General features: G+C 43.0%; 23 protein-coding genes and 1 tRNA gene. 11 read left to right on the forward strand and 13 right to left on the reverse strand.

Going from position 1 to position 23,604, the window contains the following annotated elements; all coding sequences use genetic code 11:
- Positions 1–241, forward strand: a 241-nt coding sequence (locus Q0064_RS11510) for a hypothetical protein (RefSeq protein WP_298148376.1), incomplete at its 5' end; no start/stop codon positions are given.
- Positions 242–259: 18 nt separating this feature from the next.
- On the forward strand, positions 260–1,261 hold the full coding sequence (locus Q0064_RS11515) for an NAD-dependent epimerase/dehydratase family protein (RefSeq protein WP_298148377.1): 1,002 nt from the start codon (positions 260–262) through the stop codon (positions 1,259–1,261).
- Here the strand turns inward: Q0064_RS11515 and Q0064_RS11520 are convergent.
- The 3 genes from Q0064_RS11520 to Q0064_RS11530 are packed head-to-tail and all read right to left on the reverse strand — an operon-like array spanning position 1,258 to position 3,694.
- Positions 1,258–1,626: a DUF4296 domain-containing protein gene (locus Q0064_RS11520; RefSeq protein ID WP_298148378.1), complete on the reverse strand. Its 369-nt coding sequence runs from the start codon at positions 1,624–1,626 to the stop codon at positions 1,258–1,260. The two genes, Q0064_RS11515 and Q0064_RS11520, sit on opposite strands and share 4 nt — an antisense overlap.
- Position 1,627: 1 nt before the next feature.
- The gene (locus tag Q0064_RS11525; protein WP_298148379.1) at positions 1,628–2,968 is read right to left on the reverse strand and encodes a dihydroorotase; all 1,341 of its coding nucleotides are present in this window, start codon (positions 2,966–2,968) and stop codon (positions 1,628–1,630) included.
- Positions 2,969–2,971: 3 nt separating this feature from the next.
- Positions 2,972–3,694 carry a polyprenol monophosphomannose synthase gene (locus Q0064_RS11530; RefSeq protein ID WP_298148443.1) on the reverse strand — a complete coding sequence of 241 codons (723 nt, stop codon included), beginning with the start codon at positions 3,692–3,694 and terminating at the stop codon, positions 2,972–2,974.
- A 78-nt stretch (positions 3,695–3,772) separates the two neighbouring features.
- Here Q0064_RS11530 and Q0064_RS11535 point away from each other — a divergent pair, with 78 nt between their 5' ends.
- Positions 3,773–4,459 (forward strand): DUF4271 domain-containing protein, encoded by a 687-nt coding sequence (locus Q0064_RS11535; protein ID WP_298148380.1) that lies wholly within the window; start codon positions 3,773–3,775, stop codon positions 4,457–4,459.
- A gap of 19 nt (positions 4,460–4,478) precedes the next feature.
- Complete coding sequence (locus Q0064_RS11540; protein ID WP_094486087.1) at positions 4,479–5,228, forward strand: uroporphyrinogen-III synthase; 750 nt, start codon at positions 4,479–4,481, stop codon at positions 5,226–5,228.
- 464 nt (positions 5,229–5,692) lie between these two features.
- Here Q0064_RS11540 and dnaE read toward each other — a convergent pair whose 3' ends face one another.
- Positions 5,693–8,749 carry a DNA polymerase III subunit alpha gene (gene dnaE, locus Q0064_RS11545; protein WP_298148381.1) on the reverse strand — a complete coding sequence of 1,019 codons (3,057 nt, stop codon included), beginning with the start codon at positions 8,747–8,749 and terminating at the stop codon, positions 5,693–5,695.
- On the reverse strand, positions 8,749–9,900 hold the full coding sequence (gene dinB, locus Q0064_RS11550) for a DNA polymerase IV (RefSeq protein WP_298148444.1): 1,152 nt from the start codon (positions 9,898–9,900) through the stop codon (positions 8,749–8,751). The genes dnaE and dinB overlap by 1 nt, the downstream gene beginning before the upstream one ends.
- Positions 9,901–9,987: 87 nt before the next feature.
- Between dinB and Q0064_RS11555 the strand changes: the two genes are divergently transcribed.
- The 4 genes from Q0064_RS11555 (at position 9,988) to Q0064_RS11570 (ending at position 16,081) form a co-directional block, all read left to right on the forward strand.
- Positions 9,988–10,749, forward strand: a complete 762-nt coding sequence (locus Q0064_RS11555; protein ID WP_094486090.1) for a LexA family transcriptional regulator — start codon at positions 9,988–9,990, stop codon at positions 10,747–10,749.
- Between the two features lie 514 nt (positions 10,750–11,263).
- On the forward strand, positions 11,264–13,717 hold the full coding sequence (locus Q0064_RS11560) for a TonB-dependent receptor (RefSeq protein ID WP_298148382.1): 2,454 nt from the start codon (positions 11,264–11,266) through the stop codon (positions 13,715–13,717).
- 443 nt (positions 13,718–14,160) lie between these two features.
- Positions 14,161–15,264: a DUF4407 domain-containing protein gene (locus tag Q0064_RS11565; RefSeq protein ID WP_298148383.1), complete on the forward strand. Its 1,104-nt coding sequence runs from the start codon at positions 14,161–14,163 to the stop codon at positions 15,262–15,264.
- Between the two features lie 67 nt (positions 15,265–15,331).
- Positions 15,332–16,081, forward strand: coding sequence for a hypothetical protein (locus tag Q0064_RS11570; protein WP_298148384.1), 750 nt, complete (start codon positions 15,332–15,334; stop codon positions 16,079–16,081).
- Positions 16,082–16,087: 6 nt separating this feature from the next.
- On the opposite strand, the gene Q0064_RS11575 is transcribed toward Q0064_RS11570, so the two are convergent.
- From Q0064_RS11575 to ruvC, 4 genes are read right to left on the reverse strand one after another with little or no spacing between them, the layout of a single operon-like run.
- On the reverse strand, positions 16,088–16,450 hold the full coding sequence (locus tag Q0064_RS11575) for an MmcQ/YjbR family DNA-binding protein (RefSeq protein ID WP_298148385.1): 363 nt from the start codon (positions 16,448–16,450) through the stop codon (positions 16,088–16,090).
- Positions 16,447–17,211, reverse strand: a complete 765-nt coding sequence (locus Q0064_RS11580; protein ID WP_298148386.1) for a cyclase family protein — start codon at positions 17,209–17,211, stop codon at positions 16,447–16,449. Before Q0064_RS11580 ends, Q0064_RS11575 begins: the two co-directional genes overlap by 4 nt.
- Positions 17,208–18,380, reverse strand: a complete 1,173-nt coding sequence (gene hemW, locus Q0064_RS11585; protein ID WP_298148387.1) for a radical SAM family heme chaperone HemW — start codon at positions 18,378–18,380, stop codon at positions 17,208–17,210. The genes Q0064_RS11580 and hemW overlap by 4 nt, the downstream gene beginning before the upstream one ends.
- Positions 18,380–18,925, reverse strand: a complete 546-nt coding sequence (gene ruvC, locus Q0064_RS11590; protein ID WP_298148388.1) for a crossover junction endodeoxyribonuclease RuvC — start codon at positions 18,923–18,925, stop codon at positions 18,380–18,382. Before ruvC ends, hemW begins: the two co-directional genes overlap by 1 nt.
- A 53-nt stretch (positions 18,926–18,978) precedes the next feature.
- On the opposite strand from ruvC, the gene Q0064_RS11595 reads away from it, so the two are divergent.
- Both Q0064_RS11595 and Q0064_RS11600 read left to right on the forward strand, forming a co-directional pair.
- Complete coding sequence (locus tag Q0064_RS11595) at positions 18,979–19,902, forward strand: hypothetical protein (RefSeq protein WP_298148389.1); 924 nt, start codon at positions 18,979–18,981, stop codon at positions 19,900–19,902.
- Positions 19,899–20,975 carry a glycosyltransferase gene (locus Q0064_RS11600; RefSeq protein WP_298148390.1) on the forward strand — a complete coding sequence of 359 codons (1,077 nt, stop codon included), beginning with the start codon at positions 19,899–19,901 and terminating at the stop codon, positions 20,973–20,975. Before Q0064_RS11595 ends, Q0064_RS11600 begins: the two co-directional genes overlap by 4 nt.
- 7 nt (positions 20,976–20,982) lie before the next feature.
- On the opposite strand, the gene Q0064_RS11605 is transcribed toward Q0064_RS11600, so the two are convergent.
- Positions 20,983–21,462, reverse strand: coding sequence for a hypothetical protein (locus Q0064_RS11605; RefSeq protein WP_298148391.1), 480 nt, complete (start codon positions 21,460–21,462; stop codon positions 20,983–20,985).
- Entirely contained in the window at positions 21,459–21,818 is a 360-nt protein-coding gene (locus Q0064_RS11610; RefSeq protein WP_298148392.1) for a hypothetical protein, read from the reverse strand. The genes Q0064_RS11605 and Q0064_RS11610 overlap by 4 nt, the downstream gene beginning before the upstream one ends.
- Before the next feature lie 49 nt (positions 21,819–21,867).
- Here Q0064_RS11610 and Q0064_RS11615 point away from each other — a divergent pair, with 49 nt between their 5' ends.
- Positions 21,868–22,374 (forward strand): DUF456 domain-containing protein, encoded by a 507-nt coding sequence (locus Q0064_RS11615; RefSeq protein ID WP_298148393.1) that lies wholly within the window; start codon positions 21,868–21,870, stop codon positions 22,372–22,374.
- Positions 22,375–22,526: 152 nt separating this feature from the next.
- On the opposite strand, the gene Q0064_RS11620 is transcribed toward Q0064_RS11615, so the two are convergent.
- Positions 22,527–22,600: transfer RNA gene (locus Q0064_RS11620), tRNA-Asp, on the reverse strand.
- Positions 22,601–22,671: 71 nt separating this feature from the next.
- A complete protein-coding gene (locus Q0064_RS11625) occupies positions 22,672–23,598 on the reverse strand; it encodes a DUF58 domain-containing protein (RefSeq protein WP_298148394.1) in 927 nt (308 codons plus the stop codon).
- Positions 23,599–23,604 lie beyond the last annotated feature (6 nt).

Here is a 23,604-nt window from a genome sequence, read left to right on the forward strand (position 1 = left end):
TGTCGCCTCCTCAACCCACTATTCGCCGGAGCCTGAGCCTGCCCGAGGCAACATTGTGTCCATTGAGAAAAAACATTGCGAAACATTGTGCTCCAACATTAAGCTCCTAACGCCCAAACTCCTCAACCTAATTCCAAACACGCATTTCTTTTCACGGCATCCGAAAAAGCGCCGGCAAGCTCCAACCGGAAATCATTTTCCCAAAAAAGCAAAACGCATGCGTACAAAACTATTCCCCTAAAACTCGTATTTTTACACTATGAAAATTGTCGTTGGCGGAACGGGTTTTGTAGGAACGCATTTGCTGTTAGCACTCACTGCTACGCACAACCGGGTTTTGGCAACCTATCGAAACCAGGATAAAAAAGCACGCACCAAAGCACTTTTTGATTACGAAAATCGGAGTGCTGATTTCGATAAAATCGATTGGCGTTACGCCGATATTACCGATGTTCCGAGTTTAGAATTGGCATTAACAGGCGTTTCCACCCTTTACAACTGTTCCGGATTTGTGAGTTTTGAGCCAAAAGACTATCAAAAGTTGCTGAAAATCAATATTGAAGGAACGGCCAACTTGGTAAACTGTGCCTTGCATTTGGGTATCGAAACATTTATTCATGTGAGCAGTATCGCCGCGCTTGGTGCCATGCCACTGCCCGAATTACCCATTAACGAAGAAGCTGAATGGAATCGAGAGTTAAAAAATAGCGATTACGCCATTTCAAAATACGGTGCCGAAATCGAAGTTTGGCGCGGCGAACAAGAAGGTTTGCGCGTATTAATCGTAAATCCCGGTGTTATCTTAGGAATTGGTTTCGGAACAAATTCCGGCCGTTTACTAACAAAATTTGCTACGAAAAACACCTACGGATTTCCTCCTGGAACCACCGCTTTTGTGTCGGTTACCGATGTGGTTGCTGCCGTACTAGAACTCGAAGCAAAACAACTGTACGGAAAACGATTTATCCTGAGCGCCGGAAACTATAGTGTGTTCGAAATCGGCAATAAAATCCGAGCAGCAGCAAAATTGGCTACAGTCAACAAACAGCTTTCTGCCGGCATGCTCTGGACCGCTTCGGTACTCGAATACCTACCTGCTTTGTTTGGTTTAAAACGCCGACGCTTGAGTTTTGCTATGGTACGTTCGGCCCTGAGCCTCGATCAGTACAGCAACGACAGTGTGCGAGAACAGCTCGACTTTACCTTCGAAAACATAGACACTACGGTGGCTACTATGACCGAATTTTACAGCAAAAATTAAGATTTTGGTTTCGGAAGCGGCTTTTGGGGCACTTCTTTCAAGCTTTCTTTCTTTTCTTCCAGTTTAGCTTTTACTTCTTCAAAAATCTTCTTGTACTTTTTGATGTTTTGCGCGTAGTAATAATCGCTGTCTTCGAATTGCTTTTTTGTAACCTGGTGTTTTTTGAAAACCGATTCCGGCAATAAAATGTTTTCTTCCGCCAATTTTCCGGGCATGCTGTTATCAATGGCCTGATAAACCTGCATATCGTAGTAAATTTCTACCATATCCTCTTCGTCGATGAGGTTTTCAGGTTCCGGAACAGAACTCGATTGGCATCCATACAGCCACGTACCCAGCAATAAAACAATAACGAGTTTTTTCATATTAGCGATCAAACAATAAGCGACTACCCAAACCGGCTTCTAAAATCTTGAAGTTTTTGTACACCAGATTTCCGTTCACAAAAGTATGCGTTATTCGCGATTTAAATGTTTGTCCTTCAAAAGGCGACCAACCGCAGCTGGCCAAAACGTTCTCGCGCTTCACGGTCCACGGTGAGCCGATATCCACCAAAGCTAAATCGGCCGCATAACCTTCGCGAATAAAACCGCGATTTCTGATTTTGAACAAAATAGCCGGATTATGCGCCATTTTTTCAACGATTTTTTCAATCGATATTTTTCCTTGATGGTAGGCTTCAAACATCGCTACCACGGCATGCTGTACGAGCGGTCCGCCGGAAGGTGCCGAGGTATAGAGTTGCGATTTTTCTTCTAATGTATGTGGCGCATGATCGGTGGCAATAACGTCGATGGTATCGTCGAGCAAAGCTTTCCACAGCGCATCGCGATCGGCAGCCGTTTTCACTGCCGGATTCCATTTAATGAAATTGCCTTTAGTGTCGTAATCTTCTTCCGAAAACCACAAATGATGAATACATACTTCAGCTGTAATTTTCTTTTCAGCCAAGGGAATTTTATTGGTGAAAAGTTCCATTTCTTTAGCTGTACTTAGGTGGAACACATGCAATCGTGCGCCCGTTTTTTGCGCTAGAGCCACAGTTTTTGAAGAAGAGAGGTAACAGGCTTCTTCGCTGCGAATGAGGTGGTGGTATTTTACGGGAATATCGTCGCCGTACATTTCTTTGTACTGTGCGAGATTTCGTTTTATGGTTCCTTCGTCTTCGCAATGTGTGGCGATGAGTAAAGGAGTTGAAGAAAAGATACGTTCGAGAGCAAAGTCGTCATCAACGAGCATATTTCCTGTGGATGATCCGAGAAATAATTTGAGTCCGGCTACTTTTTCGGAGTCGGTTCGTAAAATTTCTTCGAGGTTGTTGTTGGTTCCGCCGAGCATAAACGAGTAGTTTGCAATCGACGTTTCGGCGGCACGAGCGTATTTTTGTTCGAGAATTTCGTGCGTAACGGCGTTGGGAACGGTGTTGGGTTGTTCGATAAACGTAGTAATTCCGCCGGCAACTGCTGCGCGCGATTCGGTGAATAAATTGCCTTTGTGCGTTAATCCGGGTTCTCTAAAATGAACCTGATCGTCGATGGCACCTGGGATGAGGTAGTTTCCTCCCGCATCGATAATTTTTGTGGCGGCGGTTTTTGCAGAGATGGACGTTCCGATTTCCGCGATTAAACCACCTTCGATAAGCAAATCGCCTTCCAGGATACGTCCTTCGTTTACGATTCTTGCATTCTTGATAAGTGTTGTGTTCATGGTTTACAAGCGGTTAAACAAGTGTCTGATTCTAAGTTTAATGACGCCAAATACGGCTTCTTTTATGATGGAACCACTCATTTTTGATACGCCGTTGGCGCGATCGGTGAAAATGATTGGTACTTCGGTTATTTTAAAATTTTTGCAATACGCGCGGTATTTCATTTCGATTTGAAAGGCGTAGCCCACAAATTTGATGCGGTTGAAATCGATTTTCTCGAGCATCGCAGCTTTGTAACACATAAAGCCCGCGGTGGCGTCTCTGATGGTCATGCCGGTGATGAAACGCACATACATTGAGGCAAAGTAGCTCAGCAATACCCGACTCAACGGCCAGTTTACGACATTTACGCCGGTGATGTAACGCGAGCCAATTACCACGTCTGAACCTTCGCGTGCTGCTTTATAAAGATACTGCAGATCGTTCGGATTATGCGAAAAATCGGCATCCATTTCAAAAATGTACTCGTATTTATGTTGCAGCGCCCATTTAAAACCGTGTACATAGGCTGTGCCGAGTCCGGCTTTTCCCTGTCGGGATTCTAAAAATAAGTTGTCTGGATATTCTTGTTGCAGCGCACAAACAGCGTTGGCGGTTCCGTCGGGCGAATTATCATCGACAATGAGTACGTGAAAGGATTCAGGTAGGTTTAAAACAGCCCGAATAATCGGATGGATGTTTTCGATTTCGTTGTATGTCGGTATAATTACGAGAGCCGCCGGCATTTGATTCAAGTTACGGGGCAAAAATAAACGATTTGTTCGGGCATAATCATAATAATTTGATAATAAAAGAAGCTTTAAATGATGTACTTTTGCGGCATGATAGCGGCTGTAGTATTTCAAGAGCGCATTTTAGCTGCAAAAGACTGGGTTACCTTAGTCTTTTTGTTGTGCTTGATTTTAATTACAGTAGTAAAAACCAACTTTTCGGGTCGATTTTCCGACTTTTTAAAGCTGTTGGTAAACGACAAATACCTAAAAATTTACCGAGATCCGTCGAACTTGATGAACTGGTTTACGATAGCCTTGTTTGTGGTTCAGTTGTTATCGATCAGTTATTTTATACAACTTTGTTTAAGCTATTTTGGTTTGGCTTCGCGCTACGATTACGTGATGTTTATTCGGTTGTTTACGTTATTGAGTGTGTTTGTTTTGGGCAAGTTCCTTACGGAGAAAATCATAGGTGCCGCATTTAATATTGATGAAATTGTAGACGGCTTTAACTTGCAAAAAGTGAGTTACCGAACCTATCTCGGATTGTTATTGCTTCCGGTAAACATCGTTTTGTTCTACTTTGATAATTTCACAAATACAGTCATTTACATTGTTTTGGGCTTGTTTATCGCAATAAACGTGCTTACGTACTTCAATTCTTTGAAGATTTATCAAAACGTATTGAGCCGAAAAGTGTTTTATTTTATTTTGTATCTTTGCGCTCTTGAAATAGCGCCCTATTTTTTTATTTATTCTTGGTTTATAAGAAGTTAAAATTTACAAATTTTCTAGTATGAAAGTGAAGACAATTTTGGTCTCTCAGCCTGAGCCTAAGGTAGAAAATTCCCCTTATTTTGAGCTTCAGCAAAAGTTAAAAGTAAAGATTGACTTCAGGCCTTTTATTCATGTTGAAGGTGTTAGTGCAAAGGATGTTCGTTTGCAGAAAATTGACCTCAACAATTACACAGCAATCATTTTGACGAGTAAGAATTCGGTAGATCACTTTTTCCGTGTTGCCGAAGAAATGCGATATAAAATCCCAGAAACGCTCAAGTATTTCTGCCAGTCGGAAGCCATTGCGTATTACTTACAGAAGTACGTGGTGTACCGCAAGCGCAAAATTTATGTGGGTCAGAAGGATTTTGTGGACATGTCGCCGTTAATTAAAAAATACAAAGACGAAAAATTCTTGTTACCTGCATCAGATCAATTAAATGCCGATGCTCCGCAGGTTTTAAACAGTTTGAAAGTAGATTGGACACAAGCCACGTTCTACAAAACAGTAATGAGCGATTTGTCGGATTTGGCCGATGTATACTACGATGTACTGGCGTTTTTTAGTCCGACGGGAATTAAATCATTGTTTAAGAACTTCCCGGATTTCGAACAAAACAACACGCGCATTGCAGTTTTCGGATCGACTACCCAAAAAGAAGCCTTGGATCACGGTTTGCGTGTCGACATTATGGCGCCATCGCCGGAAGCTCCTTCGATGACGATGGCTTTGGAAAAGTACATTACCAAGGTTAACAAAGAGAAGTAATACCACGCCCGGCCAATCGCCGGGTTTTTTTATGCTCGGGAACGAACGCCGGTAACGTTTTTCGCGTTAGGTGGCGGCGCGAAAATAAAAACGCCAAAGCGCTATTGAGGCTTGGCGTGTTGTTTTGCTTACACCAATTTTTTTCGAAATGATTTATGGGCTTTGCTTTTAAACGGCGACCAGCGGAAGCCCGTTTACTGCCTAGCCGAAAAGCGATTTGGCGTTTTTATTGCAGCAAGCAACCGGCGGCGGCTTCTCGCATATTTCCACTGAATGAGCCGCCGAAACGCCCAAATTAAAAAAGTAGGCGTTAGAATTAGATTCGATGAATATTAGTGAAATTCTTAAGCACTAAATTTTATTAAATAATTGATTTACAAATATATTACGCGAGGTAATATTGCAATATTACAAATGGAAAAACACAAAGCCGAATCTACGTATTTGCAAGCAATTTAAAGCGCCTAAACCTTCATCCGTTGTCTCGGTAAATTTATTTCGTGTTCCTGCGGATAGGGTTTTCGGTGCGTGAGGCTCACGTCTTCGCGCATGTTTTGCTGCGTTGTGTACGCTCGGGAATTGCTTGCCGAAAATCGCGGATCGGGAATAAACGGCATCTTGGCCATTTTTTGAACGGTGATGGTGGGAAAGTGGTAATCGACTTCCACAAAGCCCAGCAACAAATAGCAGCCGCCGCCTTGAAACGGATATTTTTGTAGGCAATCGGCAAAATGTGCCGTATCGAAAAAAGTACCTTCCACATCGATCCAAGTTCCGAAATACATCGACCCCAATTTGGTAGGAACGTGTTTTCGAGAAACCAGATACGCCAACATGCGCACCGTTTTTTTGTGGTAGGCGTTCAGATCGCGCGCCAGCACATCGCCTCTGTACTTGGTTTTCAGTAAGTCAAACGGACTACAAGACACCGGAAAGTTGAGCAGTTCGATCTCGTCGAAGGCGTCTTCAAAAACACTGCGCGGCAAGTCCGGAAGTTTAAAAGGCTTGATGGGCTCGGCAAGTAGTTTCCAGTTGCGGTCTTCGGGTTTAAAGTTCACTAAAATCATGCGGGCGCGGATAAGCAACTCGTTTTTGGAAAGTTTGGTGAAGCGAAACGCCCCAATAAATATGAGAATTTGTAGATTTTCGATGCCGATGGGAATGCGTTCGATAAAATTTTCGAGCGATTGAAACGCACCAAACTGCGTGCGATTTTCAACGATATCGGCCGCTACTTTAGCGTGTAAACCTTCCAAATGCATAAAACCCAAGTACACCACTTTTCCGTAAACAGTGGTTTGAATTTCGCTGTTGTTTACGCACGGATTTTCGATTTGCGCTCCTGCCATTCGGGCTTCGTGCACATAGACCTCGGTGCGGTAAAAGCCGCCCTGGTTGTTAATTACGGCCACCATAAACTCGATCGGAAAGTAGGCTTTAAGGTACAAACTTTGGTAACTTTCGACCGCATACGAAGCCGAGTGTGCCTTGCAAAACGAGTAGCCTGCGAAAGATTCGATTTGTCGGTAAATTTCTTTGCTCAACTCCAACGGATGACCTTGTTTAGCACAGCATTCAAAAAAATGGTCTTTTACTTTTTGCAATGCTGCCTTCGAACGTCCTTTTCCGCTCATGGCTCGGCGTAGCACATCGCCGTCGGTAGCGGGTAAACCGCCGTAGTGTAAGGCAATTTTGATCACGTCTTCTTGGTACACCATAATTCCGTAGGTCTCGCCGAGCTGCTGTTCGAAAACCGGATGAAAATACTCGAACTTGTCTGGGAAATTGTGTCGGAAAATATACTCTTTCATCATACCCGATTGGGCGACACCCGGACGAATAATCGACGAGGCTGCAACGAGCGTTTTGTAGTTGTCGCACTTGAGTCGGCGCAACAAGCCACGCATAGCTGGACTTTCGATGTAAAAGCAACCGATAGTCTGCCCGCGACTCAAAAATTCGTTGGCTTTTGCTTCGTTTTTCGACAAGCGTGTGTCTCGAATGTCCACGGTAATGCCTTGATTTTTAGCAATTAATTTTACTGAATCGTCTATGTGCCCGATGCCGCGCTGACTCAAAATATCGAATTTATCGAAACCCACATCTTCGGCGATATGCATGTCGAACTGTACAATTGGAAAACCTTTGGGAGGCAGTTCCAAAATGCTGTAGTTGGTGATGGGTTCTTCGGAAATCAAAATACCGCAGGCGTGCATGCTGCGTTGGTTGGGGTATTTTTCGAGTAAGGTTCCGAATTCGTGCACCAGTTGAACTACTTGATTTTTATCGTGCACTGTAAGCGGATGCGTAGCCAGGAAATCGAGTTCTTCTTTGGGGAGTCCGTACACTTTTCCCACTTCTCGGATAATCGAACGGTATTTGAATTCGACATTGGTTCCGCAAAATGCCACATGATTGGGGCCGTATTTTTCGAAGATGTATTCGAGAATCGTATCGCGTTCTTTCCAAGACCAATCGATGTCGAAGTCGGGCGGTGTTTTCCGATTCAAATTCAGGAAACGTTCGAAGTACAAATCGAGTTCAATGGGACAAATATCTGTAATTCCGAGACAGTAACTCACGATACTGTTGGCTCCGCTGCCGCGACCAATGTGCAAAAAACCCCGACTGTTGCTGAATTGTACGATGTCCCACGTAATGAGAAAATAGCCGTTGAAGTTCAGCTCGTCGATTACTTTGAGTTCTTTTTCGACTCGGGCTTGTGCCGCTTCATGCTTGGCGCCGTAGCGTTTTTCCAGACCTTCGTAGGCGAGCTTTCGAAGCAGTTTCGCATCACTTGCTTTGCTTCCGGTGAAGTTTTGCTTGTTTTTAGGTGTTCTGAATTCGAAGTCGAACCTGCAAGCTTGTAGTATTTTATATGTGTTTGCAACGAGTTCGGGATAATCGGCGAAATAGCGTTCTAAACGTGCCGGTTGTACGAGTTGTTCGGAAAAATGTGCATGATCGTTTGGTTGTAGTTTGGAACGCAAGGTGTTTAAGTCGATGGCTCGAAGAATGCAATGCAGTTCGTATTCTGTTTTATTTCGGAACGTTACGGGTTGCAAGACCACGGCTCGAGCGCTGAGAAAGGCACGATCGTATTTGTAACACTGTGAAATTTGCGAAGGTTTGAAACCTAGAAATTCGAAATCGCGTAGGGTATCGGGTTGGTTTTCGAGCGGATAAATCACAAAAACGTTTTTGAAATCGGGCGCTAGATCGGGAATTTCGATATTGTTGAGATTGCAATGCGTTACAAACCGATTGATTTCGGTAAGTCCGTTAGTATTTTGTGCCAGCGCAATGAATTTAAGTTGGTGATTGGCACGACACTCGACACCAACTACCGCGTGGATTCCGGCTTGATCGCAGGCTTTTTTGAAGTCGTAAATACCTGTAATGGTGTTGATGTCGGTTAGTGCTAAAGCCTTAACGCCTTGTTTTACGGCAAGGTTTACCAATTCTTCCAGCGGAATGGTTCCGTAGCGAAGGCTGTAAAACGAGTGGCAGTTGAGGTACATTACAAATTGTCTTTAAGGATGGTTTCGGCGCGACCTACAGCTTTAAATCCGAATCGGAGTTTGATTTTGTCCATGGCTTGGTAAAGCGCCAACATTTCGAGCGTATCTTCAAAAAGATTGATTTGATAATTGCCGTGCACCAAACCTTTTAAGTTTACGCCGAGCATACGAACGCGCATGCGCCGTTGGTAATTTTTTTCGAAGAGTTCGTGCGCCGTTTTAATGATTACGTGATCGGCAGCGGTATAAGGCAACGAAGCTTGCCGGGTTTCGGTATCAAAATTGGCGTATTTGATTTTCACGACCACGCACGAAGTAAGCCACTGCTCGGTACGCAATTGGTGTGCTAACTTTTCGCACATCGCGGTAAGCAAAGACCGCATGGCTTTTATATCGATGCTGTCTTGTTCAAATGTGCGTTCGGTGGAAAGCGATTTGCGTTCGCGATAGGGTTCCACCGGATTGTAATCGATACCGTTGGCTTTCTTCCAAATTTCGATGCCGTTTTTTCCGATGAGTTGCTGCAAGACTTCCACGGGCATTTCTGCCAAGGTTTTGATGTTTCGAACACCGATTCGCGACAGCAATTGATAGGTAACATCGCCCAACATCGGAATTTTTTGAATGGGAAGCGGATCGAGAAAGTGGCGCACATCGGATTGCGGAATTTGGATTTTTCCTTTGGGTTTGGCTTGTCCGGTTCCGATTTTGGAAACGGTTTTGTTTACGGAAAGTGCAAAACTGATGGGCAAACCGGTTTCGCGAACAATTTTCTGCGCAAGCTCTGTGGTCCATTTGTACGAGCCGTAAAAACGATCCATTCCGGTGATGTCGAGATAGTGTTCGTCGATGCTGGCCTTTTCAAAAAGTGGCGCTTCTTCTTCTATAATTTGCGTTACTTCTCGGGAAAGTTTGGAGTACAGTTCCATGTCGCCGCGAATTACTTTCGCATCCGGACACAGTTTAAGTGCCATTCGCATGGGCATGGCCGAACGCACACCAAACTTCCGCGCTTCATACGAACAAGAAGCCACCACACCTCGATCGCCACCGCCCACAATTAACGGAATATTAGCAAGTTGACTGTTGTTTCGTTTCTCACAAGAGACAAAAAATTCGTCTAAATCCATATGTACAATTGCTCGTTCTATCATAACCATTCTTTTTTGTACCGAACAAAATTAATACGATTTGTAGCAAACTTTTGTATATTTGTTGCTATAAATTATCTCAATTTTATGACCCTTTTCGGAGACAACATTCGCCACTTACGCATCAAGAAAAACTTGTCGCAAGACAAGGTTGCGCAAGCACTGTTCATTACACGCGGCAGATACGCTAAATATGAAGAAGGAAAAGCAGAACCGCCTTACGATGTGCTTAGGCGTATTGCCGCTTTGTACAACATTAGCATTGATTTGCTGCTGGCGCTCGACGTGAAGAAGGTGGACATTGAGTCGTTGATTAAGCTCGACGACAATAAAATTGTTTTGCCCATTACGGTCGATTCGTTCGGAAGAAACAGCATCGAGTTGGTGTCGCATCGGGCACGAGCGGGCTATTTGAGTGGCTACAGCGATCCGGAATACATTGAGAGTTTACCGCAAATTTCGATTCCGTTTTTGGGTCCTGGGAAATATCGGGCGTTCCCGATTTCGGGAGATTCGATGCCGCCGCACAACGACAATACGTATGTAATTGGGCGCTATATCGATAATTTGGGCGAAATCAGAAAAGGGAAAACGTACATTGTGGTTACCGCTAACGAAGGGATTACCTACAAACGCTTAGCCGACAAGGAAGACGACAGCATTACCGTGGCTTCAGATAACGTTATTTACGCGCCGTATAAAATCAAGCTTTCCGAAATTATTCAAATTTGGGAGTTTGGTTGCAGCATCACGACCAAAGAAGCCATTCCCGACGATCTTTCGAACGTGAATTTAAAAGAAGTGTTGCTCGATTTACGAAAAGATATCAAGCAATTGAAGAAGAGCTAAATGTTGTTCCTGGGCAAACAACTTGTGCTTAAAAACCTGTGTCAGCTAATTTATTACACGTTTAAAAATCAATTGTTTGCCGAAAGTTTAGTGCTAGCAGGTATTCAATGAAAGCTCCATTTTTATCTAAATAACCTGAGTTCAACATAAAAACCTTTTTTAGCTCGCTTCACGTGAACTTTTTAGCTTCATTGAGAGAAATTCTCCTTTCTACTTTTTCAAAAGCTAACCATTTAAATAGTCGGTTCCTTTGTTGTATTTTTTTAGAAACCTCGGTATCCAAAAGAAAAACACGCCTGTTATACCATTTGAACGATTTCTAACTTCGGTTTTTATATCGACCTCGCGTTGAATAGCATATTTCTCCGTTTACTTTCTTTTCCAAAACAGCTGCTACCCTACCCCTTATTCCGTTTTTGGACAGATAAAAATACTTGCTAAAAAAATCTCAAAAAAGCTGTAACATTTTCTGCGGCGCAGCGTCTATTCCACATCATCAATCAAATCAATCCTTATGAAATCACTCGTACTAGGGCTATTTTTGCTCGTTTCAGCCAGTGTGTTTTCACAGAAAACGCCGGTTAAAATTACGGTTAACACACCGCTTTCTAACCTCTCTTGTGAAAAAGACGAAGAACTTCGAACCGTAACGCTCGCGCGAGCCGACGGTTCTTCGCCCATTATCTTTAACGTACTCGGCTGTAAAATCGAACGCGAACTAAATCTGGAACCGGGCAACTACGTAATCGACGTTACCGCACTCGACAGCCCCATTCAGTCGCAAAAATTTACAGTCAAACCCGGCGAAACTACCATCACTTTGCCCGAATTAAAACTCGAAACAAAAACGCAGCAACTCGCCGAAGTTACCATCACCGCCAAACAAAAGAAGTTCATTAAAATCGATCCCGATAAAACAACCGTCAACGTAAAAGACAACGGCATGCTCAATTCCGGTAATGCCATGGACGCGGTTCGACGTATTCCCGGTGTGGTGAAATCGCCCGGCGGCGGACTCACACTTAACGGACGCGGCGTTCAAATTTACATCGACGGAGCGCCAAGCACCTTAACAGGCCAGGATTTAGAAAACTACCTTAACAGTTTGCCAGCGGGCGCTATCGAAAAAATCGAACTTATTTATAACCCGGGCGCTGCATTCGACGCAAATGCCAGCGGATCTATCATCAATATCGTTACCGCTTCACGCAAAATGAAAGGTGTTAACGCAAGCTTTAACATCAATTACAATTTCAACGAGTACCAAAAACCAAGCCCGCAAATCCTACTTAACGGAAAAGTTAAAGACGTAAGCTGGCAAACCATGTTCGGTGTAAACTACATCGAAAGCGAAAACCAAAATAACAGCACACAAACCTTTACTACTTTAACGCCACCGGTTACGCTCGATCAGAAAAACTTTACACAAACGACCAACCGAAACCTGTATTGGAGAACCGGTCTGAATTACCGCATAAACGATAAATCAAACTTGCTGTTCAATTACAACATGTCGACCTCTAAAGACGACAACAACACAACCAATACAGCTACAGGCAACGGAATCGACTTCCTAAACAACGGCTTTACTAAGGAAAAAACCAATTTCCACGAAGCCAGTACACAGTACAAACTCAAACTCGACACCATCGGAAGTACCGTCGATGTTATCGCCTACGGAAATTACTTCGGAAGAACACCCATGAACAAGTCGGTTTCTCAAGAAGACGGCGCACGTACCTTTAACAACAGCGACCTCAACTTCGATCTGTACAACTACTATCTTAAGTACGATTTCAACCTCCCAATTACCAAACTAAAACTCAATTTCGCAACCGGAGGTAAATTCAATCACTTAAAGGTAACAAACTTCGGTCGCTACAATTTTGAAAGCACCAACGAAGACATCTTTGATAACGGAACTTTCACCGATGCGATCGATTTCGACTACCTCGAAACCAACCTCGCTTTCTATGCCCAAGTCACCAAAAGCATCAAGAAATTCTCGTTTACAGCAGGTATTCGTTTCGAAGATTTTAACGTAACCCGCAATGCATCAACCGTTGCCAACGAAATTAAATTTACCAACACCAACTTGTTTCCGAGTATTTCCCTAAACTACCGCTTCAACGATCAGCTAAATCTAAACTCGTCGTACAACCGAAAAGTGAATCAGCCCGGATACACCAACATCGATCCAAACAACAACTCGCTTTTTAACCGCTACAACGCCAGCGAAGGAAACTTGCTGCTCGCACCCGTATTCTTCGACAACTTCAGCGCTACATTCTCGGCTTTCAACTACATTCAGTTGGGTGTAAACTACAGCGTTTCTAAAGATGCCAATCAGTTTGTAATCGCTGCCGAACCCGGCGAACTCGTTGCCAACAGAACGTTCGTGCAAATCGATCGCTTTAAAACATTCTCGTCGTACATCAATTTCCCTATTCCACTCGATTACATCTTTAAAGGTAAAAACGAGTTCAATACCCGAATGGCAAATCCGGATAAAATGAACTACATCTACGCCAATATCGCGTATCAAAAAACTACAACCGACGGATTTTCAACAGGTTTTAAAAACGACGGAGTATTTACGTACGGCGGTCAAGCGCAAATTCAATTGCCGTATGATATCGTTTCAACGCTTAATTATTTCTATGTTCCAACAGGAATTTGGGAAATTTATAAGGTTACAGAACCAATTCAACAGTTCGATATTTCACTCAACCGCGATTTTATGAACAAAAGGTTAAAATTAGGCGTGCATTGTTTCGATTTGTTCAACATCAATAAAACAACAGCCCTAATTCCCGGTGAAAATATTCGCTCAACTTTCTACGAAAAGCGCGATTCACGAGTGTTCCGCGTTTCGCTAACCTATAATTTCGGTAACCTTAAATTGCAAAAAGACAACACCGACATCAACACCGATAAAATAAATTCAGGCGGTGGTTTGTTAAAATAATTTACAGATTTTTTAGGGCAGCAATTCCCGCTTTTCATTGCAAGTCAAGTTGTTTGGGCAGCTTCGGTTAAGGCAGTAAAGTAGCTTCCTTTGGTCGCTCTTTTCCGCCAAACCGCAGTCTGCCCAAACTGCCTTGCCTTTCCATTGCAATCGGGGCTGCAAACCTGAGTTCGATTTAAAAATTGCGGTCAGAAAACAGATAAATGGTTGAATACAAGGCAGATTTTTATTGGGATACTGTAGTATCGCAAAAAAATCTAACGAAGTAGGCAGCCGTTTATCTGTTTAGCGTGGATGTTGTTTCTTTCCATTGCTATATGATTTTACAATTCGTTGATTTCAAGCGATCTGACAAAAATTTTTAATCGAACTCAGGTTGTAATGAATGTGCAAAAAAATTTGGCGCGCTATTTGTATTTCGTGCATCATCAATCTCATCAATCATGTTAAAACGATTTTTTATTCTGTGTTCCGGTGCCGACCGTCAGCTGCTCGATAAATGCAGCGAAGGCGAACAAACCAAATACGTGGGAATTGGCGCCACCGTTTTCTTTACCGCAGTAATGGCGTTTCTTGCCGCTACTTACGCACTATTCACGGTGTTCGATAGCATCTATCCAGCCGTAATCTTTGGTTTGGTTTGGGCTTCGCTCATTTTTAATCTCGACCGCTACATTGTTTCTACACTCAAAAAACGTGACAGCTTTACCAACGAAATTCTACAAGCCGTTCCACGACTCGTGCTGGCGTTAATCATCGCAGTCGTAATTTCAAAACCACTCGAAATTAAAATCTTCGAAAAAGAAATCGACGCGGTTTTACTATCCGAACAAAATAAACTCGCACTTCAAAACAAAAAAGAAGTACAAACGTATTTTGCGGCAAATCTGAATGATAACAAAGCCGAAACCGACAGCCTGAAAGCGCAACTTGCCGCCAAAGAAAAAGAGGTAAACGATTTGTACAGCACCTACATCGCCGAAGCCGAAGGAACCAAAGGCACACTTAAAATCGGGAAAGGTCCGGTGTTTAAAGAGAAAATCGCCAAACACAATACGGCTAAATCCGAACTCGATTCGTTGCGAAAAATTACAGCAGCAAAACTCGCAACACTAAACGAGAATAAACAAAAACTCGAAACCGAACAAGAAGAGAAAATCGCACAAGGAAAACCGATCATTAACAAGTACGACGGACTCATGGCGCGCATCCGTGCTTTAAACGATTTGCCAACCATGCCGTCGCTGTTTATCATGCTTCTTTTCTTGTGTGTAGAAACCGCACCGATTTTAGCAAAACTACTCGCACCAAAAGGAACCTACGATTATCTGTTGGAAGAAAGCGAACTCGCCGTTAAATCGCGCGTGGAAGAACAAATTCGCGAATTAAAACTACTCGAAAAAACCTACGAGCAAATCCAAAACGAATCGTTTGCCGCACTAAAAACCGACGAACAATTGGCTTCCGAAAGCAAAAAAACAGGAAAAGAAATTCTGTCTGGAAAAATTCAGGCATTTGGAAAAAAATATGCGCAAACGCCTGTATAAGATTTGTTAAATGATGTGTTCTGAAGAAAATCGGGATTTAATTTTGCAGCACTAAAAACAAACAACATTGTCACGTGTTAATCGAATTTCAAGTATTTTCTTTTTCACTTTCCTTTTTTCTTTAAGCTCTTTTTCGCTGTACGCACAACAAAATTTATTCAACATTCCGTCTGGTGATATTACACCCGAAGGAAAGATTTTCTATCAATATCAGCTAAACGTTTATCAACACAAACTCGAAAGCAAAGGACACTTTGTGTATGGTTTAGGCAAAGGTTGGGATGCCGGTGTTAATTTGGTAGGTAAAGGCGCGTACTTTACCGAAGATTGGCGTTTGAGTTACAACAGCGATGCCAACAGCGGCTCCGTGTACCCAAATTTGCTGGCTTCGTTGCAAAAACAAATTAAATTAACCGACAAATTATACCTCAATGCAGGCACGCAAATTGGTTGGAACCTGAGTAATAAACTCAACAACAAAAACCTGAATTTTTTTAGTTACGGTTTGCTAAGTCACAAAATTGGCGAAGGTTCAAAAGTTGCAGTTGGTTTGTATCACGGCAATCGGATGTTTTTGGGCAATGGCAACGATACAGGCGTTTTGGTTGGCTACGAGTTTAAACTATCTAAACGCTTTTATCTTATGAGCGATTGGATTTCGGGATCGAACAATGAAGGTGCGGCTGTTATCGGAGGCATGTACAACATCTCTAAACGCGTTCAAATATGTAGCGGCTGGTTGCTGCCAAATTCGCAAAACCCAAAACCACAAGGTGTTGTACTAGAAATCAATATTTTGGGTTGGAACTTGTGGTAAGCACAATCACGATTGTAACTGCTCTCGAACAGCCTTTGGCAATTTGGCTACAATTAAATCGTACGAGTGGTTAATCATTTGTACAATTTCTTTGTCGCTCACATCCTGATTAACTGCTACTGTATTCCAATGCGTTTTATTCATGTGATAACCCGGCATCACAGCTTGGTACCGTTCGCGTAATTCAACGGCCAACTCCGGATCGCATTTTAAATTGATTGTGGGTTGCCCGCCTTCCCAGCTTCCTAAACCTGTGGCTGCAAACATCTTATCGGCTACTTTTAAAACCAAAGTATCTTCATCAAACGGAAAATGTTCCGACGTTCCGGGTTTCGACAAGCAAAAATTTACAAAATCTTCGATATTCATAGTGCAACTAATTCATATAAAACGGGTTTACTCGGCGAAGCGTCGTTTTCTAACGAACAGATTTGCAAATTCAAAAAATACATACCATCGGCTACGGTATTAGGTACAAACACGAGTTCGGTTATTGTGGCATCAAATCGGGCATCGGCGTTTACTTGTTGCACATTGGTCACCTGCCAAAAAGTTTTGTGTCCGCGTAAGGCGCCGCCGTCTTGTTCCCGATCCACGCTCGGCAAATCGAGTAGTAAATGTTTCACGCCGTTTTCAACCAAAAGTGCCACCGCATCGGCATGCAAATACGGCGGATTAGTATTCGAGTACTTTCGCTGCAATTTCGAATCGTCGTTAGGTAAGGTTCGAACAACCAAAGCTTCTTGCCAATTGTTGTTTACCGCAGCAGCAATTTGTTCTCGCGTAATAACCAAATCTTCGTCTATTAAATCGGGCATAACCGAAATAAGCGTACAGAAAAAATGAAACGTCTTTAAATAATCGTTTATGCTGTAGTGCTCCGCCGTTATGTGCCCCAAACATTCGGTATGCGTTCCGTGGGCATGCGGATTGATATGCAAATCGTAAAAATTGGTACTCGATTTTCCGCTGCGTACACTGCCGATAAAATCGCCCATAACTACAGGTTCGAATCGCGGCGCACCCTGATACCAAGCTACCGGATTTTCTGGCGTAGCCGCTAACGGCATCGAAATATCGATAGGTTTATTCAAATCTATTTCGTACTGCTGTTGTATCGTTACTTTCATGCGTTTTCGTTTAAAATTCCGTCGCTGGCGTCTAAAAAGAAATCGGCGGCTATGCCATCGGCAAAAAAAAGTCCTTTTTCGCTGATTTTCAAATGCGTATCGCTCAGTTCAAGCTGATTTACAGCCAAATACTTTTTCGCCTGCTTTAACAAAACGGCCTTTGCTTCCAAACCAAAATCCGTTTCATATTCCGAAAGCGAAATACCCTTTTCTAATCGCAATTGCGTCATTACAAATTCGTTATGCCGATCGTAAGTCGACAGCTTTTCCGAAGTCGAAGGTAAATTTTCTGATTCCAGCGCCTTCACATACAACACATTATTCGAAATATTCCACAGGCGTGTGTTTCCCAAATAACTGTGCGCCGAGGGCCCGATGCCTAAATACGGTTTTCCCGACCAGTACGAACTGTTGTGGCGCGAGTGAAAATTCGGTTTTCCAAAGTTCGAAATTTCGTAATGGTCGTAACCGGCTTCTCGCAGTGTATTTCGCACCAATAAAAACTGTTGTTCCAATGCTGTTTCGTCGGGCGCCGGAATTTCTCCTTTGGCAATGAGTTTTTCCAAAGCGGTTTTGTGCTCCACGGTTAAGGCGTAAGCCGAGATATGCGGAATCGAATAGTCAATAAAATACTGCAAGGCGCGTGCTAAATCGGCACTTTTCGAACCGGGAATGCCGTAAATCAAATCCACCGAAATATTGTTGAAAAAATCGGTGCTGTTTTTCAAAGCATCGAATGCCATATTTGCATCGTGCGCCCGATTCATCAGTTTTAAATCGGCGTCTTGAAAGCTCTGTATTCCCAAACTGAGTCGGTTAAAACCCAATTGTGTCAAGTCGTTGCAGTACGTACGTCCGCTGCATCCCACCAAATCATCGGGATTGCACTCGAGCGTAATTTCTGCGTCAGCATGCAAGCGATAGTTTTTTCGAATGCTTTCGAGAATGCGGTCTAATTCCGAAACGGGTAAAATCGATGGTGTTCCACCACCAAAGTAAACGGTATCTACGGTTTCGCTAACAGCCAAAAACGAGTCGCGACGCAGTTCTAATTCTTTTACCAAAGCACTAACCAATGCCGTTTGGTGTTTCAAACTGGTCGAAAAATGGAAGTTGCAATAGTGGCACGCTTGCTTGCAAAACGGTATGTGAATGTAAATGCCTGGCATCAAGAAATCCTCCCCGAATTCTGTTTCACAAAAGCGTCCCAACCGCTGTAACTGGTTCCGCCTGTTACTTTCCCTGAATTGAAATGATGGCAAACGGCTGCGGCTAATCCGTCGGTGCTGTCCAGATTTTTGGGTAATTCTTTCAGACCAAGCAATTGCTGCAACATTTTGGCTACCTGTTCTTTACTGGCATTTCCGTTTCCTGTAATTGCCATTTTTATTTTCTTCGGTTCGTATTCTATGATCGGAATTCCGCGCGATAAACCTGCTGCCATCGCTACACCTTGCGCACGTCCTAATTTCAGCATCGATTGTACATTTTTACCGAAAAACGGCGCTTCAATCGCAATTTCATCCGGATTGTAAGTGTCGATCAATTCAACCGTTCGTTCAAAAATAAGTTTCAACTTTTTGTAGTGATCGTCGTATTTCGACAACACCAATTCATTAAGCTGAATAAACTTCATGTTCTTGCGCTCAATGGCAATTACACCAAAACCCATAATGGTTGTTCCGGGATCGATTCCTAAAATGATTTTCTCCATTTCTAAAGGCGCGTTTCTTTGAAGGCTATGGCACAATTGCGTTTCTTTGTAGCATGAGTGCACCGACAAACAAAACTAAGCAATTACTCACCGTAAGCCTTAAAATTGCTGTAGTTTCTTTGGCAATCGGTTTTACGATTTACAAACTGCAAAACAACAACTTTTCCGAAATTCAGGAATTCGCGTTAGATTATTTTGCAAAACTGAGTCCGTTTCTTGTCGTTTTTTTGGTGTACCTCTCTTTTCAGAACCGCTTTTTGGAAATTGTGAAATGGCAAAATTTGGGCGCAACTGTAAAACCACTGTCCATACATAAATCGGCCGAAGAAGTTTTCGCAGCCTTTACTTTAGGGAGTTTTACACCAAACGGTTTGGGCGAATACGCGGGAAAAGCCTTGTTTTATCCAAAGCAAGTACGATTAAAAATTGTTGCACTCAATTTGGTTTGTAACGGCGTGCAAATGTTTTACAGCGTACTTTTTGGCTTGCTGGCGTTTGCATTTCTCGGTTTAGTAAGCTTTTTGCAATTGGCAGGAATTCTTGTTGCAGCTGCGGCACTGCTTTTTATACTGCAAAAAGTGAGTCGGCGTTTTCAATCAAAAGTGCACGATTTTTTCAAAGCAGGCTTTTCGGTTTCTTCGCGGGTGCATCAGCGAAATTTCTTTTATGGATTGTTGCGGTACGCCACGTTTACCTCGCAATATGTGCTTTTTTTGCACGTCGGAAATCCGCAAACCAGCGTGATCGCTCTTTATGCAGCTGTTGCCGCAACGTATTTATTAGCATCGTCGTTGCCTGCTTTTCAATTATTCGATTTTGCAGTGAAAACAGGTGTTGCTTTGCTGTTTTTTAGTGAATTGGGAATCGATCCGCAACTAATATTACTCATCACGTTGCTTATGTGGTTGCTCAATGTGGTGGTTCCTTTACTGATCGGAACTTTTTACGTACTTCGCTTTAAACCTCTCGACACATGATTGCCGCAATTCTGATTAGTTATGTTGCCGTTATGTTTGTTTTTCTGCGAAAGCGGACAAAAAAGCACGAACAAACAAATCCAGAGCAAGCGCTTCCGCTGAGTGTTTTAATTCCGTTTCGAGGTTCGGTTTCTGAACTGAGCAGTTTGTTAAACGACCTCAACAACCAAGATTATCCATTAGAGAACGTGGAGGTTTTGATTGTAAACGACAGTGAGCAGCCGCTACATTTAGCAACCGAGTCATTTCGTTTTTCTTTGCAAATAATCGATTCGCTTGCGCGGAAGGGTAAGAAAGCAGCCATCGATTTGGGAGTTTCGACAGCCAAAAACGAACATATTTTGTCTCTGGATGCCGATGTTCGTTTAAAAGCCACGCACCTAAGCGGATTTTCACAGGCGTTTGCTACCGAAAATGATTTAGTCGTTGGCGTGCTTCATTTCAACGAACTGCCCAAAAATTTTTCGAACTATTTTGAATATTACGAGTATTACGGCATGCAGGCCGTTACGCAAGCGTCGGTTTTGTTCGGAAACAGTTTGCTGTGTAGCGGCGCGAATCTCGGATTTACAAAAGCAACGTACGTAAAAACTCGTGCCATACGAACCGATTTCGAACTGGAAAGTGGCGACGATATGTTTCTGCTTCAAGCGGCAAAGAAATCGAAGTTTAAAATAGGCTTGGCGTCGGGGCGTAGCAGCTCGGCTTTGTTGAACTATCAAACCAATTTACAGGCGGTTTTGGCGCAGCGCATTCGGTGGGGTGCAAAATCGGTGGTGTATAAAGATGTAAGCGTGCTTGCTTTTACGCTTCTCGTTGCCGCTGCGGTTTGGGCACAAGTTTGGGTGCTTAGCGCGCTGCTTTTCGGCAAAAAAATGCATGTAGAGCTGGTTTTGATTTTAGCGAAAATTGCAATAGATTTTCTGTTGGTATGTAAACATGCATCGGTTATAGGGCAACGTCCGAGCTTACGAGTTGATGTGGTGTTGGCGTATCCGTTCATAACGGCTTACCTCAGTTTACGTGCGCTAGTTGGAAAAACAACTTGGAAAAATCGATCGATAAGTAGATAGACTATTTTTAATTCCCGTTAATTTTTACAGGAACAACAAACGACGATGTAACCGGAACGCCTCGTTTTAGTGCGGGTGTGATCGGTGGGAAATCCACCAAACGCGCTTGCAATACCGAATCGATTACGGCTTGTTGCATTTCGGGAATGCTATCGCGGTGCGCTACTTCAAATTTTAATTCGGCTTTGTTGGTGATGGTAATTTTTAGTTTGAGTGTATCCGAATTTGAAGCCGAGAGTTGCAGCGTATCGGCACTTAATTTTTGCTGAATGAGTGTGGTAATGAAATCGAAAAAGCATTGCTGCCGCTCGAATTTTTCGGTGAGTGCTTCACAATCGGCAACGTTTGGATATTCGTCGACTTGACGCCAATTTACCTGTTTTAATTCTTGTTCCAATAATTCGGTTTCCGACGGAACTTTTTTTGGCCAATCGGTGCAACCAAGGAACAGGAAACTTACGAGTACGAGAAGCATCGACTTTTTCACGGCTTTGTTTTTCGAGAGTTCACATAATCTTGGTACGATTTGGCCAGCCATTCTTGTTTCGATTTTTCGGCAGTTTCGCGTTCCGATTTGTACAATTTGCCCAAACGTTCGGAGTATGCCGCAATTTTACAAGTAAAGGTATAGTATTCCTCTTTGGTTAGCAGCGGATCTTTTCCGGTACGTTCAACAAAACTAAAAAACAGTTCATCGAAATCTTTGTGTGTGTACGCCAGCACTTCTTTCTTGAACTTTTGATACAAACGTTCTTTAATAGCCGCATCTTCGTCGGTTGCTTGCGAAAAGCACAAAGTTGTCATCAACAACAAAAATAGCAGTGCGAACTTATTCCATTTCATAGTAACTTCGTTTAACTTCGGTGGTTTCAAAAGTACAAATTTAACAGTGATGGATATTTTTTTGGTTATCGCGGGTTTTGTCTGTTGTTTGGCGGGAATTGTCGGCAGTGTTTTGCCGGCTTTACCGGGCGTAAGTGTTAGTTGGATTGGTTTGTTGTTGCTGCATTTTACGAGTAAATCGCCCGACAATTATTATTTGCTCACAACAACGTTGGTGCTTACGCTACTCATTTCGTTTTTGGATTACTACTTGCCGAGTCGCGGAACGAAAGCGGCTGGCGGAAGTCGTTATGCGGTTTACGGAACCAACGTCGGTTTGCTGGTAGGAATTCTCTTTCCGATTCCGCTGGGATTTCTAATCGGTCCGTTTTTAGGCGCTTTTCTTGGCGAATTTATCTTTGCCAAAGCACCGATTTCAATAGCTTTTAAAGCAGCTTTTGGCAGTTTTATCGCATTGATGGGTTCTATGGTAATGAAAGTATTGTGTTCGATTTTATTTCTGGTGATTTTCGTTTGGAAGTTCTACCAATACGAGTTAATACGTTTGTTTCTTTAGGTACTAAAATCAAAAAAGCCCTCCAAATTAATGGAAAGCTTTTCATTGGTCTAACTACTAAACCTTCCGCCTCTCAGCGGAAAACAACACAACTATCTTTGATATCTTGGGCAAAAAAGCCTTTCTTGACTGAAAGGCTTCTTTACTTTTTGCGGTCTGGACGGGACTCGAACCCGCGACCTCCGCCGTGACAGGGCGGCATTCTAACCAACTGAACTACCAAACCATCGCATAATTGCGGTTGCAAATATACAAGCTTGTTCGTAATTCGCAAGCGTTTTTCGAAAAAAACTCGAATTAACCGAACTTTTGTTTTTCCACTAAATACGTGGTTAAAATTTGCTCGAAGCTATCTGCAACATTTACAGGAACATATCTGATTTTATTTTGCGCAGCCGAGCTTGCCAATTCTTTAAACTTTTTTTCGACTTTGGTCTTATATTCGGTTCGAAACTGCTCTGCAAACAGATTTATCTCGTCGCCAGATTCCAAATCAATGAATTTTCTAGGCGTGGTATCGAAGTCAAAATCTATTTCCGTTTGCTTATCGAACACATGAAAAACGATTACGCGGTGTTTATTGTGGCGCAAATGTTGCAAAGCGGTAATCAATTTTTCGTCGGTTGAGAGTTGAAACAAATCCGTGAATAAGACAACCATCGAACGGCGGTGTAATTTCTCGGCAATTTCGTGTAAGATTTTGGCTGTATTGGTTTGTTTGCGTTCGGTTGCTGAGGCGAGCGTTTCTTCGAGGATGTTCAAAATCATGCGATGGTGGCGATCGCTGCCTTTTTCCGGCGCGTAATAATCGTATTGATCCGAAAACAAACTCAAACCAACGGCATCGCGCTGGCGTTTGAGCAGATTCATTAAAACTGCGGTCGCCAAAATCGCAAAACCAGCTTTTGATTGGTAAAACGGCTGATCGTCGCGCAATTTTGGATAATGCATCGACGAGGAGTTGTCGATGATAAAATGGCAGCGCAAGTTGGTTTCCTCTTCGTAGCGTTTGGTGTAGAGTCGGTCGGTTTTGGCAAAGAGTTTCCAATCGATATGTCGAGTCGATTCGCCTTTGTTGTACAATTTATGTTCGGCAAATTCGGACGAGAAACCGTGAAACGGACTTTTATGCATGCCGTTGATAAAGCCTTCTACAATCTGATTGGCGAGCAATTCCAGATGTTGAAACGCGGCTATTTTTTCAAAATTTTGCTCTATTTTCATAGCTGC

The organism is Flavobacterium sp., from assembly GCF_027490375.1.
Lineage (GTDB): Bacteria > Bacteroidota > Bacteroidia > Flavobacteriales > Flavobacteriaceae > Flavobacterium.